The 16,960-nt window shown below is 35.5% G+C and carries 14 protein-coding genes; 11 read left to right on the top strand and 3 right to left on the bottom strand.

Features of this window, described 5'->3' with window-relative positions; all coding sequences use genetic code 11:
• Positions 1-15: 15 nt before the first annotated feature.
• Positions 16-807 carry an enoyl-CoA hydratase-related protein gene (locus DEX24_RS05660; RefSeq protein ID WP_109305438.1) on the bottom strand — a complete coding sequence of 264 codons (792 nt, stop codon included), beginning with the start codon at positions 805-807 and terminating at the stop codon, positions 16-18.
• A gap of 177 nt (positions 808-984) precedes the next feature.
• Between DEX24_RS05660 and DEX24_RS05655 the strand changes: the two genes are divergently transcribed.
• From DEX24_RS05655 to DEX24_RS05640, 3 genes are all read left to right on the top strand, one after another.
• On the top strand, positions 985-1,359 hold the full coding sequence (locus DEX24_RS05655) for a VOC family protein (protein ID WP_109305437.1): 375 nt from the start codon (positions 985-987) through the stop codon (positions 1,357-1,359).
• Positions 1,360-2,868: 1,509 nt separating this feature from the next.
• Complete coding sequence (locus DEX24_RS05645) at positions 2,869-3,651, top strand: alpha/beta hydrolase (protein WP_109305436.1); 783 nt, start codon at positions 2,869-2,871, stop codon at positions 3,649-3,651.
• A 375-nt stretch (positions 3,652-4,026) separates the two neighbouring features.
• Positions 4,027-4,653 carry a transposase gene (locus tag DEX24_RS05640; protein WP_109305435.1) on the top strand — a complete coding sequence of 209 codons (627 nt, stop codon included), beginning with the start codon at positions 4,027-4,029 and terminating at the stop codon, positions 4,651-4,653.
• 59 nt (positions 4,654-4,712) lie between these two features.
• Here the strand turns inward: DEX24_RS05640 and DEX24_RS05635 are convergent, their stop codons facing one another.
• Positions 4,713-5,921, bottom strand: a complete 1,209-nt coding sequence (locus DEX24_RS05635) for a multidrug effflux MFS transporter (RefSeq protein WP_109305434.1) — start codon at positions 5,919-5,921, stop codon at positions 4,713-4,715.
• A gap of 175 nt (positions 5,922-6,096) precedes the next feature.
• Here DEX24_RS05635 and DEX24_RS05630 point away from each other — a divergent pair, with 175 nt between their 5' ends.
• The 4 genes from DEX24_RS05630 to DEX24_RS05615 all read left to right on the top strand — a co-directional run bounded on the left by DEX24_RS05630 (position 6,097) and on the right by DEX24_RS05615 (position 12,389).
• Positions 6,097-7,437, top strand: coding sequence for a sodium-dependent transporter (locus DEX24_RS05630; protein WP_109305433.1), 1,341 nt, complete (start codon positions 6,097-6,099; stop codon positions 7,435-7,437).
• 435 nt (positions 7,438-7,872) lie between these two features.
• On the top strand, positions 7,873-9,030 hold the full coding sequence (locus DEX24_RS05625) for an exonuclease SbcCD subunit D (RefSeq protein WP_109305432.1): 1,158 nt from the start codon (positions 7,873-7,875) through the stop codon (positions 9,028-9,030).
• The gene (locus DEX24_RS05620; protein WP_109305431.1) at positions 9,027-12,107 is read left to right on the top strand and encodes an AAA family ATPase; all 3,081 of its coding nucleotides are present in this window, start codon (positions 9,027-9,029) and stop codon (positions 12,105-12,107) included. The genes DEX24_RS05625 and DEX24_RS05620 overlap by 4 nt, the downstream gene beginning before the upstream one ends.
• Positions 12,108-12,179: 72 nt before the next feature.
• Complete coding sequence (locus DEX24_RS05615; protein ID WP_109305430.1) at positions 12,180-12,389, top strand: hypothetical protein; 210 nt, start codon at positions 12,180-12,182, stop codon at positions 12,387-12,389.
• A gap of 194 nt (positions 12,390-12,583) precedes the next feature.
• On the opposite strand, the gene DEX24_RS05610 is transcribed toward DEX24_RS05615, so the two are convergent.
• Positions 12,584-12,802 (bottom strand): hypothetical protein, encoded by a 219-nt coding sequence (locus tag DEX24_RS05610; RefSeq protein WP_109305429.1) that lies wholly within the window; start codon positions 12,800-12,802, stop codon positions 12,584-12,586.
• Positions 12,803-12,914: 112 nt separating this feature from the next.
• On the opposite strand from DEX24_RS05610, the gene DEX24_RS05605 reads away from it, so the two are divergent.
• The 4 genes from DEX24_RS05605 (at position 12,915) to DEX24_RS05590 (ending at position 16,426) form a co-directional block, all read left to right on the top strand.
• Positions 12,915-13,205: a hypothetical protein gene (locus DEX24_RS05605; RefSeq protein ID WP_109305428.1), complete on the top strand. Its 291-nt coding sequence runs from the start codon at positions 12,915-12,917 to the stop codon at positions 13,203-13,205.
• Between the two features lie 197 nt (positions 13,206-13,402).
• Positions 13,403-14,128, top strand: a complete 726-nt coding sequence (locus DEX24_RS05600; RefSeq protein ID WP_109305427.1) for a hypothetical protein — start codon at positions 13,403-13,405, stop codon at positions 14,126-14,128.
• Positions 14,129-14,144: 16 nt separating this feature from the next.
• Entirely contained in the window at positions 14,145-14,768 is a 624-nt protein-coding gene (locus DEX24_RS05595; protein WP_109305426.1) for a DUF456 domain-containing protein, read from the top strand.
• Positions 14,769-14,788: 20 nt separating this feature from the next.
• Positions 14,789-16,426: a Na/Pi cotransporter family protein gene (locus tag DEX24_RS05590; protein ID WP_109305425.1), complete on the top strand. Its 1,638-nt coding sequence runs from the start codon at positions 14,789-14,791 to the stop codon at positions 16,424-16,426.
• Positions 16,427-16,960: the final 534 nt, after the last annotated feature.

Here is a 16,960-nt window from a genome sequence, read left to right as displayed (position 1 = left end):
AAGAACGGTTTTAGATTAATTTCTAGTGAAATGGGGTGGGCGTTTTTCTACGAAAGCTCGAATACCTTCAGGGAAATCTTGTTGATCTACGAATGGCGTAGACCCTTGCCATAAATCAGGTACGGACTGGATACATTGTTGTACGGATTTTTTCACCGCTACTAAAGAGGCGGGTGACATGGAAGCAACTAATTTACCAATGCGTATGGCATAACGATCTAAATCTTTAGCTGCCACTAAATAATTTAACATACCTATTCGGTAGGCTTCTTCAGCTTTTAGCATACGTCCAGTAAATACAAGATCCTTTGTCATTGACGGCCCTATTAAGCTGACGAGACGTTGAGCAAACTGATTATTTAATGTAATGCCTAATTTACCTACGGGTATGCCCAATTTAGCTAAATTACTTCCTATTCGAAGATCACAAGCAAGAGCCAATTCAAGTCCTGCTCCCATGGCTGCACCATTTATAACAGCAACTGTAGGAAGTGGGAGATTTTCAATTGTAGAGATTGTTTTTTCCATGTGAATAAAAGCTTGTTCAGCCTCCTCCAATGAAATTGCATGAAATTCTTTAATATCGGAGCCAGCGGTAAATTGCTCACCATAACCACGAAGTAGTAACACTTTATTTTTGGGGTTGTCGAGGACACCAAGGGCAATGCGGCGTAGTTCGTCCCACATATTTGCGGTTAACGCATTTTTTGCTTGAGGTCGGTGAATCGTAATGATTGCCAGCCCTGCTGTCTCTTGATAGACAATTTTTGCGTCTTCTTTTTTCAGTTTTGTTGTCGTAACACGCATCATATATCGCTCCTAAGTAGTTGATTATTCTATTATAGTACAGTATTCATGTGCGTCATGGAAATAATATGATTGATCAGAAAAATTATCGCTGAATCGTGATATAAGTGACATTAGTCGCTTAGAGATATACAATAGGTATCAACAGATGATTTGAAAAATGGTGAAAGAGGTGTTTTGGTGGAAGCAGTTAAGCAGATTATGCTATATGTTAATGACCAACAAGCGACAGCAGATTTTTGGGTTGAAAAATTAGGTTTTACAATTGTAGCAAATGAAAAAAATGGAGGATTTCATTTCATAGAAATGAAACCGAACCCTGCTTCAGAAACGTCAATCGTTTTGCATAATAAGGAAATGATTGCTAAAATGTCACCAGAAATGAATGTAGGGACACCATCGCTGATGTTTAGCGTTGCAGATGTTTCTGCAGAGCACCAACGTTTAAAAGAAGCGGGTGTTAAAGTAGGAGAACTTACTCAAATGCCATTTGGTACAGTTTTTAATTTCTGTGACAATGAAGAAAATTATTTTGCGGTTAGCAGTAAATAATTCCTTTGAAAAATCAATTTTAGTACAAGCACTTGAAGACACTATAAAAAAGCAACTGGTTTTTAGAGATACTTGGTCTTAAGCAATCAATCCAAATCACGGATGAGTGCTTGGGATTAAGAACAGACTTCTCCCTTGGAGAGTCTGTCTTTTTTTGTTCTATTATATATGTTGTTATATTAAAACAATTCATATGTGTAGACATGTAGAAATAGCGAAAGCTTTCCATCTACAAGTATGGCACTATTGCTTTTAATCATAGTGAATAGCCCGAGATGAAAAAGGTTCTGTTGCAAAATTTCATTTATAGTCAAAATATGCGATTTAAGTAAGCTATACTCCTAGTAGTCGTTGGCCAGTAATTTCGGTATAACCTAGTCTACCGGATGTTTCAGAAATTCTAAAAAAACGTGAAATGGATGCCTATCTCATACAATTGTCTATCGTTGAGTCCAAGAATAGAGGCAACTGATTTATTGTTTATGGAAAAAGCGTAATCGTAGGATAGGAGATTTCTGGCAAATTGATGAAACCTACATAAAAGTGGGGAGTTCGTAGTGTTATTTGTATCGCGTCATTGATTCTTCTGATGTAATGGTCTACGCAAGAAACGTAATCAACAAGAAAAGACATATGTTTTATCGATTCATACAGATCATCTCCTCTATACTCAAAGATCTCGAAACCGTTCATGCCCTCTATGAAAAAAGTCGAAAAGAAGGAAATCTTCTCGATACGGAATAAATGTCATAATGGGGATTTCAGCGTAAATCACAAAATAACAGGAAATTTATTGTGCTTTTTTAAACTTTGCAACAGAAACGAAAATAGTCTTCCCATGAAAGTAGAATGATTGGTCAGTTTACCCCTTATAAAAATAGACAACAACGAACCAGAGGATCAACTTGTAGAGTTCATTTGTCCATGTAAAAAAACTGAATAAACTGGATCAACGAATAAATAAAAGAAATAAACATGTTTCATTCGGTTTTTCAAATCATCTCAACTGTACTATAATAGGTATTTTCATTATAGTACAGAATATAACAGATGATTTTTAAATTATATTAAAATTATAAAAAGCAGAAAAGTGATAAAAATAAGCAGGATTCCTGTTAGTAATTGATAAGAAATAACGTAGCTGAACAACTATAAAGTAACAACTTGTTAAAGTGAGATAGGTTTTATACCAAATAGACATAAATATAAAATTGAAAATAGTAGACAAAAATAAAAGTGTGTGAATATATTCACGAACGTTGATATAACAGTATTTTTATGAATCCATGCGTATCAAACCTATTACAAAAATGCATAGAAAATAATAGGATAATATACTGTACATTATTAATCGGAGATGTTAGAGTGAATGTAAGTTAGAAATGTGAACAAAAATTGTAAGTTGAATTGATAAAGATTAGTATTATGGTCTATAAAGACATTAACTAGTAAATTTGCATGATATGTGAATTTAAAACTTGTTTAATAATTACAAAGGAGCCCATTCAAATGAAATTACTTGCGCCAAAACCCTTTACAATCGAAGGTGGAAAAAGAGCTGTTTTACTCCTTCACGGGTTTACGGGTAGTACGAAGGATGTTAAAAAATTAGGTCAATTTTTAAATAAGAAAGGTTACACATGCCATGCACCAATGTATCGTGGACATGGAGTGAGCCCAGAAGAAATTCTTCGTTACGGAGCCAAGTATTGGTGGGAAGATGTTACGAGTGGCTACCATCATTTAAAAACATTAGGATATGAGGAGATTGCCGTAGTAGGTATTTCACTTGGAGGCGTATTTACACTTAAAGTAGGTGCTGAGTTTCCTGTAAAAGGTGTAGTATCAATGTGTGCACCTATTAAACGTAAATCAAGCAACGGGTTATTTGAACGTCTTTATAAATATGCAGAAGTATATAAAAAGTTTGAAGGTAAAGATGACGCACAAATTGCAGCTGAACTAGTTGATTTAGAAAATATGGACCGTCATGCAATTACTGAAATCCAAAAAATGATTGAACATACAAGCGATGAAATTGAAGAAATAGATGCACCAACTCTTGTCTTACAGGGCAAACTAGATGATAAACTATATCAAGAATCTGCGCCATTCATCTTTGATACAGTTGAGTCAGGTGATAAGGAAATTATTTGGTATCCAAACTCTGGTCATATTATTACACTTGGTCAAGAGCGTGAACAAGTTTTCCAAGATACAGCAAACTTCTTAGATCATTTAAACTGGATTGCTCCTGCTTTTGAAGAACAGCCTGTCGTCCAAGCACTATAAAATAAAAACAAGCCTGAAACTGCAATCGTAGTTTCAGGCTTGTTTTTTAATTCGCTGCTACCTAAAAGGTGTATTGTGGGTGATTTGACCAAAATATTATGGTTCTATTATATATGTTGGGGGATTAAAACAATTCATGTTTTAGACAATTAGACATAGCGAGAGCTTTCCGCCGACAAGTAACGCACTATTTATTTTCACCCACGGTGAAAATAAAGGATTGCTTACTACTTGTTTTTCGGCAGGAGTCTTCGCCATTTCTTTTAATCATGATGAACATACCTAAAAATAGACAGAAAAAAGCACAGGTTCACCAAAACTTCTATACTTAAAATGCTGCATAATAAGTAACAGTAGAAAGGTGAGCTGTGCTATATGAAGTCCATCATGACTATTCCAGGATTAAAAGATGTTTTAGTCACAAAAGTTGAAGAAATCGAGGGCAAGTATGCTCTTTTTATAGAAATACCGAAGCGTTCACCTATTTGTCCAGCTTGTCAGTCCATTACTTCGAAAGTACAGGATGATCACATACAAAAAATGAACCATTTAAAATGGTTTGAACGACTTACAGTTTTGTATTATAAGCGTCGGTGCTATGTCTGTTCTTGTGGAAAACGTTTTTCAGAAAAAACTTCTTTTATTGAACGTGATCAACGCTTTTCAAAAGAATGGCATTCATATGATTGGAAACGTGTGAAAAGAATGCGTCACGTATTTTATAAACGAGAAGCACAATTAAATGAAAAACAATTATGGGAATTAAATCGTTACCGTTCACTATCCTCTCAATTAAAAATGGCACATGAATTAAAAGAAGCTTATTGTGAATGGTTTGATTGGGCCAAAACTTCGAATGGCTTTTTAGAAGGTATTAATAACAAAACGAAAGTAATGAAACGACATGCATATGGTTATAAACGATTTGATCGATTGAGAGCGAAGATCTTACTAACATTAAAGTATAAAGAAGTTGGTTTACATTTGACACAGCGTCTTTAATGCTAGCCTATTATGTTAAAGCACGCTTTTTCGAGAAGGCGAATGAATAGTACTGCTCTTTATTTATTCACGGGGAGCGTATTGTTTTTCAAAAATAAATTGAGTATATATGCTACCAGAGCGCAGACAAAAATGACTAGGGCCATAGGAATGGCAGTATCTTCACCGGCTATTCCAACAAGTGGTGATACAATGGAGCCCCCAACAAAAGCGAGTAGACCCAGTAAAGCAGATGCACTACCAGCTTGTTTCCCTTGGTTTTGCATGGCGAGGGAGAAGGCTGTTGTTGTGACAATGCCAACAGCAGCAACAATTAATAATAAGGACAGCATTAATAACCAAATAGATAGGCGATTCACGGCAACGATTAACAATAAAGTACTACCAATGGTTGCAAGTAAAGTGCCAAAACGTAGTAAACTTTGTTCTGCGATTGTCGAAGCAAGTCGAGCGGTTATTTGTGTCGCGATAATAATACCAACGCCGTTAATGGCGAATGTTGCTGAGAACTCAACAGCAGTTAAACCATACATTTTTTGGAGTACGAAGGGCGAACCAGCTATGTATGCAAAAAGGCAGGTCATTATTAACGCCTGGGATATAGCAAAGTTCATAAAACTTTTATCTTTTAGTATTTTCGGGAATGATTTATAAGGAGCGAGTATATTTCCTTGTACACGCTCAGCCACAGGTAATGTTTCTGGTAGTTTCCAAATAACGGCTACTAACATAACTAAACCGATAATAGCCAATGTATAAAAGACAAAATGCCATTGTGCAAATGATAAAATAATGCCACCAAATAATGGCGCGACAATGGGGGCAACGCCATTGACCAATGCCAATAAAGCGATGAATTTTGTCAGGTCTTTTCCACTATATAGATCTCTTGCTGCCGCTTTTGAAATGACAATGCCAGCAGCACCAGTGAATCCTTGTATGAAGCGCATTACAATTAACAATTCGATTGAATTGGCTAGCCCACATAATAATGAAGCAGTGGAATAAAGAATTAAGGTAATTAACAGCGGTTTGCGGCGACCTATTTTATCACTTAAAGGACCAAAAAAAAGTTGTCCAAATGCTAAACCGAGTAGGCACGCTGTTAAACTGAGTTGAGCGGTTGAAGTCGTTGTATGGAGATCTGTTGCTACTGTTGGTAAGGAAGGTAAATACATATCCATGGATAAAGGTCCAAAAGCAGATAGCGATCCTAAAATTAACACAAGCCATACTTTTCCTTTGGATATGAGTGTTGAATCGGTCATAAATAAGCTCCTTTCACTAGTTGTCGAAGTGCACTAATCATAACAGAAAAAACAATGATTTTCTCGGAAATAAATTATTTCAATACTATTTCAAGTGACTGTGATAAAATAGTACAATAATTTATCTCACAATCGTTAGGATTAGTTGAGTTGAGCAGAGCAATGGAGGAATAGTATGAATGAGAGAAAAGGGCAATGGTCTTCAAAATTAGGCTTTATATTGTCATCAGCAGGAGCAGCGATTGGATTAGGTGCAATTTGGAAATTACCATATGTTACAGGTGAGAATGGTGGGGGTGCATTTTTCCTATTATTTGTTATTTTCACATTGATAATAGGTTTACCTATGTTAATTTCAGAGTTTATTATTGGACGTGGTACCCAAAAAGAAGCCGTATCAGCATATAAAAAATTAGCCCCGAACTCACTATGGATTTGGGTTGGTAGACTTGGTGTAATCGGTTGTTTTTTACTCCTATCATTTTATAGTGTGGTAGGTGGTTGGATTACAATTTACACAGGAAAAGCAGTTATAGGTAGTGCGATCAGCGATCATCTCGATGCGGCACAATTGTTTAGCGAAGTGACATCTTCACCATGGCTTACTATTTTAGGGTTAGCTGTTTTTTCAATCATCAATATTTTGGTCGTCTCTTTAGGCATTCAAAATGGTATTGAAAAAGCAAATAAAGTGATGATGCCACTGCTATTTATATTTTTCACTATACTAGTTATACGTGCTTTAACGCTTCCGGGCGCAATGGCAGGTGTTGAATTTTTCTTAAAACCAGATTTTTCAGCGATTACAATGAAAGCAGTCATATATGCTTTAGGTCAAGCATTCTTTGCTTTAGCAGTTGGTTTTTCATGTATGATTACCTATAGTTCTTATCTGAAAAAAGACGTCAGTTTACCAAATGCCGCTGGTTCGGTTGTCCTGATGAATATCTTTGTATCTTTACTTGCAGGTTTAGCTATTTTTCCAGTTGTTTTCTCTGTAGGGCTTCAACCAGCAGAAGGCCCAGGTTTATTATTCATCGTATTACCAACAGTTTTTGGACATTTACCATTTGGAGAAGTATTCTTTGCATTATTTTTACTGTTGTTCTTATTTGCTACATTAACTTCATCATTTAGTTTATATGAGATTATTGTAGCAGCGCTATCAGAAAAATGGCCGGGTTTCCGTAAAACAATTACATGGATTGTCGGCTGTATTGTCATAATCGCCGCAATCCCAGCAGCTTTATCATCAAGTTCTTTAAAAGATGTCAAAATAGCTAATCGAACATTTTTTGATGCAACAGATTTCTTAGTAAGTAATATTATGCTACCAGCAGGTAATTTACTCATCGCAATCTTTATCATGTATAAGGTAGACCAAGCATTAGTGAAAAAAGAATTTTTGGCTGCTAGTAGATTATCTGAGAAATGGTTTACTTTGTGGAGAGTTCTAATGTACACGGTTGTACCAATTGTTATCGTAATTGTTTTATACTTTTTAGCCTTTAAATAAGAGTGAAAAGCAATCCTATAAAATGGATTGTTTTTTTTGTAGGTGTCATATGAAGTGGACAATTAATCTCTTTCATTCTATTTTTGGGGATTTTCAAACAATACCATATCTGCTTGACGCTTTCCGTCAGTCTCGCACTTCAACTAAGTTTGCAGTAGACATGCGCATGTGGATTTTGTGTATCAAAAAGCATAGCGTGAGCGATTCATATGCTGAAAAAGGAAATAGATAGAAATATTGACTAACTTTCATTCGAATAGAACAGTGACGTGGTTTGAAAAGAGCGAATCACATCATCTTAATATGTGACGTAAAGCACTCATAAATAAGGTGCTTTTTAATTGATGGGAGGATTATTATGTGTCACCACAGGAAGTGAGCGTATGATAAAATTAATAGAGTATAGATGAATGTGACTAAAGGAGTGCAAAATAGATGAGAATTTTACATACAGCAGATTGGCATTTAGGGAAGGTTGTACAGGGTGTATCTATGTTGGAGGAACAACGTTATATTATGCAACAGCTTCTTGCAGCAATCGATGATTTAAAACCGGATGTCGTTATTGTTGCAGGTGATATTTATGATCGTTCTATTCCACCTGTTGAAGCAGTGAAGTTATTGGATGAGACATTCAAGGCAATTGTTAAAGAACGACATATACCACTGTTAGCTATCGCAGGGAATCATGATAGCACGAGCCGCATTGATTTTGGCTCGGAACTATTCAAAACGAGCGGTCTTTATATGCGTGGCAAATTAGACGCGCAGATGCCTCCAATCATTTTACAAGATGAATTTGGTGAAGTTGCCTTTTATTTAATTCCTTTTGCCGACCCACAAGAGGTGCGTTATGTCTTTAACGATGACGCGATTCGTTCGAATGAACAAGCAATGGCTAAAATTATGTCTGCTATAGACCATAAATATGCTCGTTCTGTTTGTATTGGTCATGCTTTTGTTACCAAAAATGGTGTGGAAGAAGAAAATCCAGATGATGGAGAACGTCCGCTTAGTATAGGGGGATCAGAATGTGTTGATTCGAATCTCTTTATGCCATTTAGTTATACAGCATTAGGGCATTTACATCAGGCTCATTTCGTGCAAGATGAAAAAATTCGCTATAGTGGATCACCGTTGAAATATAGTATTTCAGAAGAAAATCACAAAAAAGGTTTTTTACTAATTGATTTAGCGGCAGATGGTAAAGTGACAATAGACAAACAGTTCGTAAAGCCACTACGTGATATGCGTCGTATTGAAGGGAAGATGGATGAGTTATTAGCGATGACACCAAGCGATGACTATGTGTACGTCACATTGTTGGATGATACAGTAATCATTACACCCATGGAGAAAATTCGCACGGTATTCCCAAATGCCATGCATATTGAAAGAAAGATACTTCGTGGAGAATTGGAAGTTGTTCATCTAGGTGAAAGCCGCCAAGCGATGGATTCTCAAACACTATTTACTGCTTTTTATGCTGAAATCCTTGGTGAACAACCAGATGATGCTATGCAAACATTATTTAATGAACTACTACAAGATGAATTGGATGAGGAAAGAGAGCAGGGGGGGCAACGCCGATGAAACCTATAAAATTAAGTATGACAGCTTTTGGACCCTATCGCGATGAAGAAATAATCGATTTTACGAAGCTTGAAGACAATCAAATATTTGTAATATCAGGACCGACTGGAGCAGGGAAAACGACCATTTTTGATGGGATTTGTTTTGCTCTCTATGGCAGCGTAAGTGGAGAAGAACGTGAAAATGCGGGGAATGTGCGTAGCGACTTTGCGGATGATACACTTCATACTGCAATCGAGTTAGTTTTTGATATGAAAAATAAAAGGTATCGTATATTACGTCAACTTGCCCATATAAAAAAAGGCAATAAAACAGCGACAGGTGATAAAACGGAATTTGTAGAAATTACGGAGAATGGCGAAGAACCAATATTAGATTCTCATAAGATTAAAGATCTCAACAATAAACTTGAAGAAATAATTGGTTTAACACAGGATCAGTTTAAACAAATTGTCATGTTACCACAAGGGGAATTTCGTAAGTTGCTAACCTCTGATTCGAAAAATAAAGGTGATATATTACGGAAAATTTTTAAAACAGAAAATTTTAAGCGTATGGCAGACCGCTTAAAAGATAAAAAAGACTATGCTGAAAAAGAATTACAGCTAGTACAAAATGAACAGGCTATTTATATCAGCAAGATTTCTGAATCATTTGACCAACGACCAAGTGAATTATTTGAGGTGCTTGCGAAGACGTTTAAATCCACCAGTCAAATTATTGAAGCCTTGCAGTTGGAAAAGATTTTTTATAAAGATCAACTAATACCATTAAAAGAACAGCAAGTAAAACAGCAGTTTGAACTTGATATAGCGCGTAAAAAATATACGAATGCGGAACATTTTAATCAGTCATTATCGGGATATAAAGCAGCTGAATTGCGCTTACAACAATTAGAAATACTTGCGCCCGACTATCTAACAAAAGAACAACGTATAGCAAAGGCCCATAAAGCAGAACATATTATTCCTTATGAGCAGTCTTATCGTAAAATACGTCAACAACATAGCCAATTGACTACCGAAGCGGCAGATGCTTTGCAGGCAATCGAAAAAACTACACAGTTAGTGGAGCAAGCACAACAGCAATTTAATGAAGCGAATAGTAAAGAACAGCAAATTGAAAAATTAAAAAACGAAATGAATGAGTGGCAAAAAATTCTACCAATGTATGAAGAATTGACAAAATTAAAAGCGAAATTTGCTGAAATTACAACAACAACTCTCCATGCTGAAAAGAATTTGAAACAAAATGAACAGCAATTTATGACGCTTCAAAAAGCTTTACCAGAAGAAGAACAGCGATTTGCTTCACTTCAATCACAAACGGCTAATATCGATGCCTTACAAACACAGTTTTATACATTAGAAAAAGTAGCTGTACAGTTAGATAGTCGGCAGTCAGCTATAAAAACTATAGCTGACAATGAAATAGCAATAGCTAATGAAAAGAGGATTTTACAACAAAAACAAGCAGATTTTGAAAGATTAGAAAATGCGTGGTTATCCAATCAAGCCAGCGTGTTGGCGGCACAATTAGTAGCTGGAGAAGCATGCCCTGTATGTGGCAGTACAACACATGAATCAAGCACAATAGGGATAGTTGACATGACAGTAAATCGCCAGGATTTACAAATAGCACAAAATGACGTGAAGCGAGTAGAACAGAATGTCTATTCTTTACAAATAGCTATCAAAAATGCACAACAACAAAGTAAAAATGCGACGGATTGTTTAGCAGAATTTAAAACAATAAAATTTGATGAAACGACGATTCATGAAACAATTTATGACTTAAAACGTCAAGTAACTGACAAAATTCAATTGAAAAAGAACTGTGCTACTCTTGAAGAAAAAATCCATAGGATGCGTCAGCAGTTAGAGCAAAATCGGATGACATTGCAAAACCTTGAAAAAGCGGTGGGTGAATTACAGTATGAAAGACGTGAAATCGAACTGCTTATTCAAGAAAAAACCAAATTATTACCAGTCCAGTTTGCTACGCAACAAGAAGTTATTGCGGCGATAAAATCGGCAAGTTCGGCACTTCAAAATTTCCAACTGATCTTAAAGAAATCGATCGAACAACTTGACAATACCAAACACCAACAAACGATTGCTGTGACCGCATCTAAGGCCAAACAACAGCAGTTGGCAAGTGTAGTATTGGCGTTAGCAGAAAGTGAAGACCTGTTTAAAGCAAAAGTATTAGAAGCAGGGTTCATGGATGGTAGTGCGTATATAACAGCAAGAGTGGATCCGCAAATACTAGAATCATTAAAAGAAGATCTTTTACAGTATAAAAATGAGTGCTACGCGAAACAACAGCAAATTACAGACGATGCGCAGCTCTATGCAAATAAAGAACCATTCAATTTAGTCGTTCTTCAAGAGAATATTGATCTTTTGTCAACTGAATTTGAAGCAGTAGCCACGACTATTCGTAAAACGGAGCAAATAATACAAATGAGCGAGCGCATTGAAAATCAACTGCAAGCAACAAATGATAAAATGGCAATTTTGGAAAAACGCGCTGGTCATATTATTAAACTCTATGATGTGTTAGCCGGTAAAAACAATTTGAAAATATCTTTTGAACGCTATTTACAAATAGAGTATTTAGAACAAATTATCCACGCTGCCAACGAACGATTATTACCACTGTCAAATGGACAATATCGCCTGTTACGTAGCGAGCGACTAGATGGTAACGGTAAGCAATCTGGCTTAAGTTTGGATGTCTATGATACGTATACAGGGCAAGAGCGCGATGTCAAAACATTATCAGGTGGCGAACAATTTAATGCATCGTTGTGTTTAGCGCTAGGTATGAGTGATATTATTCAAAGTTTTAAAGGAAATGTTCATATGGATACGATGTTTATCGATGAAGGTTTTGGGACTTTAGATGAAGAAGCCTTGAGTAAGGCGATTGATACTTTAGTAGAATTGCAAAAAACAGGTAGAATGATTGGTATAATTTCACATGTTAGCGAACTAAAAGACACAATTCCTGCTACCTTAGAAGTAAATAAGACAAAGGAAGGCTATAGTCATAGTCGTTTTGTGATAAAATAAGATGAATGACGACGAAATAGAGTATTTTCATCAGTCACTGAAACATTGTATGAAAAAGGGGAATAATTTAGAATGAAAAAAGCATGGCGCAAAATAAGCACGGCGTTATTCGTGTTATTTGTTATGGCCACAGGGTCAAATACTGCATTTGCAGCTTCAAAAACAGCTATTGAACAAACTAACTATGAAAAAATTTATTTTGGAGCAGCAGTAGGTTGTTTAGTGCTTGCACTATTTACATTTTTCTTTAGAGCGAAACACTATAAAGAACAAATTAAATAAAGAATGATGGACCAATAATTTATTCATCACGATCTACCAGCAAAATAATGTATGGTGTATCGTCATGGAGATTATTGGTTTTTTTGTTAGGGGTAAGCGTTGGCAACAGCCATTTTTAAAGGAAAATGGTATAATAACAATATAATAAAAAAACAGTAATAACAGCCCAATTAGGTTGTTACTACTGTTTAGAGTTATTTAGTAAAGCGATTGTCAGGCTGTAATACTTCGCGAGATACAGCAATCGCCCCATTTTTTCGTAAATAAATGAGACACGCTTCAGATGCGTTAATCACTTGGTTAACATAGTGATCTTGTTGCGCTAATTCAATACCCATCCCTTTAAACTCATCGCGGAGTGCATATTCATATACTTTCTTTTCATGATCGGTTAATTCTTTAAATAGGGCCATAGTAATAACTTCCTTTTCACTTAATTTACTAATCTATAGTATGATTATACATGTGAAGAAGGATAAGAACAATTGAACAGGTTATTTAAGACTTATAGAAAGAGGTGTTTCCATGCTGTGGATTATGATCATGGTGATTGCAGTAGCAAGTATGGCTACAAATACGTATCAATCGCGCTTAAAACATCTAGAAAAAAAATTAAAATTAGAGCAAGAATTAATACAAAATCAAATAAAATTAGAACAGATTAAACATGAAAATTATAAATTAGAAACGACAAGATTACGTTTAGAATTACAAGATGACCTTAATAAAGCGCCATCAAAGACAGAACTATTGGATTATTTTGAACAACATAATAAAAAAAAAAGTAAGAAGAAAAGGTCTTATGGAGTTGACTGAAAAACCTTTATTTTCAATTTTGGATATAGAGGTCTAGTCACTTTAAGAGGCTGTTTTCGAATAAGGGTGTTCAGCGTGAGGTGGACCTCATTAAAGTACCTATAAAAGTATCAGAATTCACTAACAATATACAAAAATGTATATTGTTTTTTTGTATAGTAAATTGGGGTATAGAGAGTAGTGAGGGGGAGTAGTATGTGACAAAGCGACCAATAGTAAAAAAAATAATGCCTAACTCAAAAAGATGGATCTATACAATTCGATTATTTTTAGGCTATGGTATTGCTGCTGCGATACTCGTTATCTTAACAAATATAGTTTTAAAATTAAAAGGGTTTCCTGATGGAAATTGGTTTGCTGCAGATGAAGGGACCTGGCTCACTTTTTATGGAGCACTAATAGGCGGTTTCATCACTTTACTTGGCGTAAATCAAACGATTCGATTTACTCAACAAGAAGATCAACGCATGCAACAAGCGGAGGCGCTTGAAGAACAGAAAGAATATGATTTAACATTAATACAGCATTTATGGCAATTAGAAACAAGTTATCATCATCTAGCAAAAGAGTTCCAAATTATGCATGCCAAAATCAAACGGATTACAGCAACAGAGCGAGATGAAATACAACGTTTAATAAATACAATGCAAGAAGATTTGCTCCAACATGATTTTGTTAGTATATCTTCTAAAATAAATTGGGATACATATCATAAAGTAATGGGGCGTATGAAAAGAATACGCAACTATTTTATCGATATAGAAACTCAATTATTATCGTCAAATGAAGCAGCAACAACAATGGCAATTAAAGAAGATTTATTAACTATGCTTTCCAAGGAAATAGTGGAAATTGATTTAGCAGATGCAGATTTTGAAAGTCAACGAGTAGCATTGGAAGAAAAACATTTAAATACTAATTAATGGGAGTGTTAGCGTTATGGAAAATATAATTGTTAGTTATAATAGTGTAGAAAGTGAAGCTTTTCAAACATTTACGGAAATAAAAAATAATTATTTTGACAGAAAAACGACAATTATTTCACAAGCGGTATTATTAAAGAAGAAAGATGGTAAGATTACATTGCTTGATTCTTTAGATACTGGTGAAACGACAACAGATGATACATTAAAAGGTGGATTAATTGGCGCGTTAGTCGGTATTTTAGCAGGACCTTTTGGTTTATTATTAGGTTTTGGTGTTGGTACGTTTATCGGCTCATTTGTTGATATGGATGATATTGAAATTGAATCATCACTGATCAATGCGATGACTAATCGCTTAAAAGAGGGCGATATGGCGATTATTATTCTTGCACAAGAGGAAGATGAATCGCTACTTGATGAGTTACTAAATAAATACGACACATTTATTACACGTTATGATGCAGCATTTATTGAAGAAGAAGTTGAAAATGCGAATTTAGTTGCAGCAGATTTAAAACGTCAAGCGAAGGAAAAATTGTCAGAAAAGCGCAGTGCGGAGCGCAAAGAAAAAATTGACAATTATAAAATTAAAATGAAAAATCATTTTAATCAGTTGAAAAAACCATTTTCTTCATGATGCATAGTTAGGAGTTATGTATGGAATTAAACTATCAGCAAATGATCTTTCAATTTTTAGGCGGGCTTGGTTTATTTTTATTCGCCATTAAATTTATGGGGGATGGCTTGCAAAAAGCAGCAGGAGACCGTTTAAGGTCATTATTAGATCGCTTTACAACAAATCCCATAAAAGGAATTTTAGTCGGGATATTTGTTACAGCATTAATCCAATCGAGTTCGGGTACAACAGTAATTGCTGTTGGTCTTGTTTCCGCTGGTTTTATGACCCTGAGACAATCTATAGGTGTCATTATGGGAGCAAATATTGGTACAACTGTGACGGCCTTTATTATCGGTATTGATGTAGGTGAATATGCCTTTCCGATTTTAGCATTAGGAGCGGTCATGTTATTTTTCTTCAAACAAAATAATGTGCAAAATATCGGCCAAATTATTTTTGGTTTTGGTGGATTGTTTGTCGGACTCAATTTAATGAGTGACGGTATGGCACCACTGAGAGATGCACCAGTTTTTACTGATATGATGTTATCAATGAGTGAACATGCAACACTGGGCGTCGTCGTCGGAACCGTGTTTACATTCATCGTACAGTCTTCGAGTGCAACAATTGGTATTTTACAAGGTTTATATGCCGATGGCTTAATTGATTTAAAGGGTGCATTACCCGTTCTTTTTGGAGATAATATTGGTACGACAATCACGGTAATATTAGCCTCTTTAGGTGCTAGTATTTCTGCGAAAAGAGCTGCGGCAACACATGTGTTATTTAATGTGTTTGGTACGATTATTTTCATGTTATTATTAACGCCATTCATAGCGTTACTAACGACACTGACTGCTTCATGGGCATTGGAACCTAAAATGGAAATCGCTTTTGCACATGGTATATTTAATATTGTTAATACGCTAATTCAATTACCACTTATTGGTGTATGGGCCTATATTGTAACGAAAATTATACCAGGTAAAGAAGATATGACAATTTCGATGAATGATCAAAATTTTGATTACTCAATTATCGAAAAATCACCTAATTTAGCGTTAGCCCAAGCGAAGGATGAAATCGTTAAGATGGGGAATTACAGCGTCGAAGGGTTGCGTCATGCCCGATTATTTTTACAATCGAAAAAAACAGAAGATGCAGCAGCAACGATGCAATTAGAGGTCGCCATTAATACACTAGACAATCGAATAACAGAGTTTTTAGTCGCCATTTCAAAACGCTCTTTATCAACGGCCGATTCAATTGAACATGTTATGCTTTTGGATTTAATTCGTGATTTTGAACGTATAGGAGATCATGTAGAAAATCTTGTTGAATTAATTGAATATAAGGATCGTCATCGACTCGTATTAAGCGAAGTAGCGAGAGAAGAGATTTACGAGATGTTCGATTATACAATTGATACGGTACTGGCTGCAATTGATGCCTTTGAAAATACTAATATTAAAGCAGCGTTAGAAGTGTTATCAATGGAAGACAATATTGATATGCTTGAACGTAAATTACGAAAACGTCATATCCATCGTATGAATGAAGGGCTATGTACACCAGCTGCAGGTATAGTTTTTGCTGATATTATTTCAAATTTAGAACGCGTTGGAGACCATGCATCCAATGTGGCAAAAGCCGTTTTAGAATACAAACAAAAATAATAAAAATAGACTAAGATTAGTAGCACAGACCAAGACCGTGGTTTGTGCTACTATTTTTTGTGGTTTTCAAACAATACCACCTCCGCGGGCCTCGTCGCTTCAACTGATTCTTTGCTTTTAAACGCAAAAAAGCGTCATGCCACCGAGTCATTTATACGTGAATTGTGCGCCATTACAGTTTATATAGCACTACCTAAGAAAACGCCTATTTGTTCATACTGGTTAAATAAAAAAACTAACCTACCGAATAAGTGGATTCAAAAAATAAAGCTTCTACAGTGCTTTGCTCATTTTCGAGCGAAGATTTGATTGAATAGGAAGGATCAAGAAATTGGTTTGCATGTAGGATGAATGAGTTGTGTAGTAAAGAACGAGGATACCTACCGGAAAGTATTCGTCCAAAATAAACAAATAGAAAAAGTGGCATGATTTGAAAAATCCAAATCACGCCACTTTTTCTATTTGACGTAGAACTTTTTTGTAGTGAAAATGAAGAAAAGTCGGCGGGGCTCTGGGATTATGTGGGTCCGCCAT

The organism is Kurthia sibirica (assembly GCF_003143975.1).
Classification (GTDB): domain Bacteria; phylum Bacillota; class Bacilli; order Bacillales_A; family Planococcaceae; genus Kurthia; species Kurthia sibirica.
The sequence above is the reverse complement of the archived record's forward strand: the minus strand, read 5'-3'. Positions and strand labels throughout refer to the sequence as shown.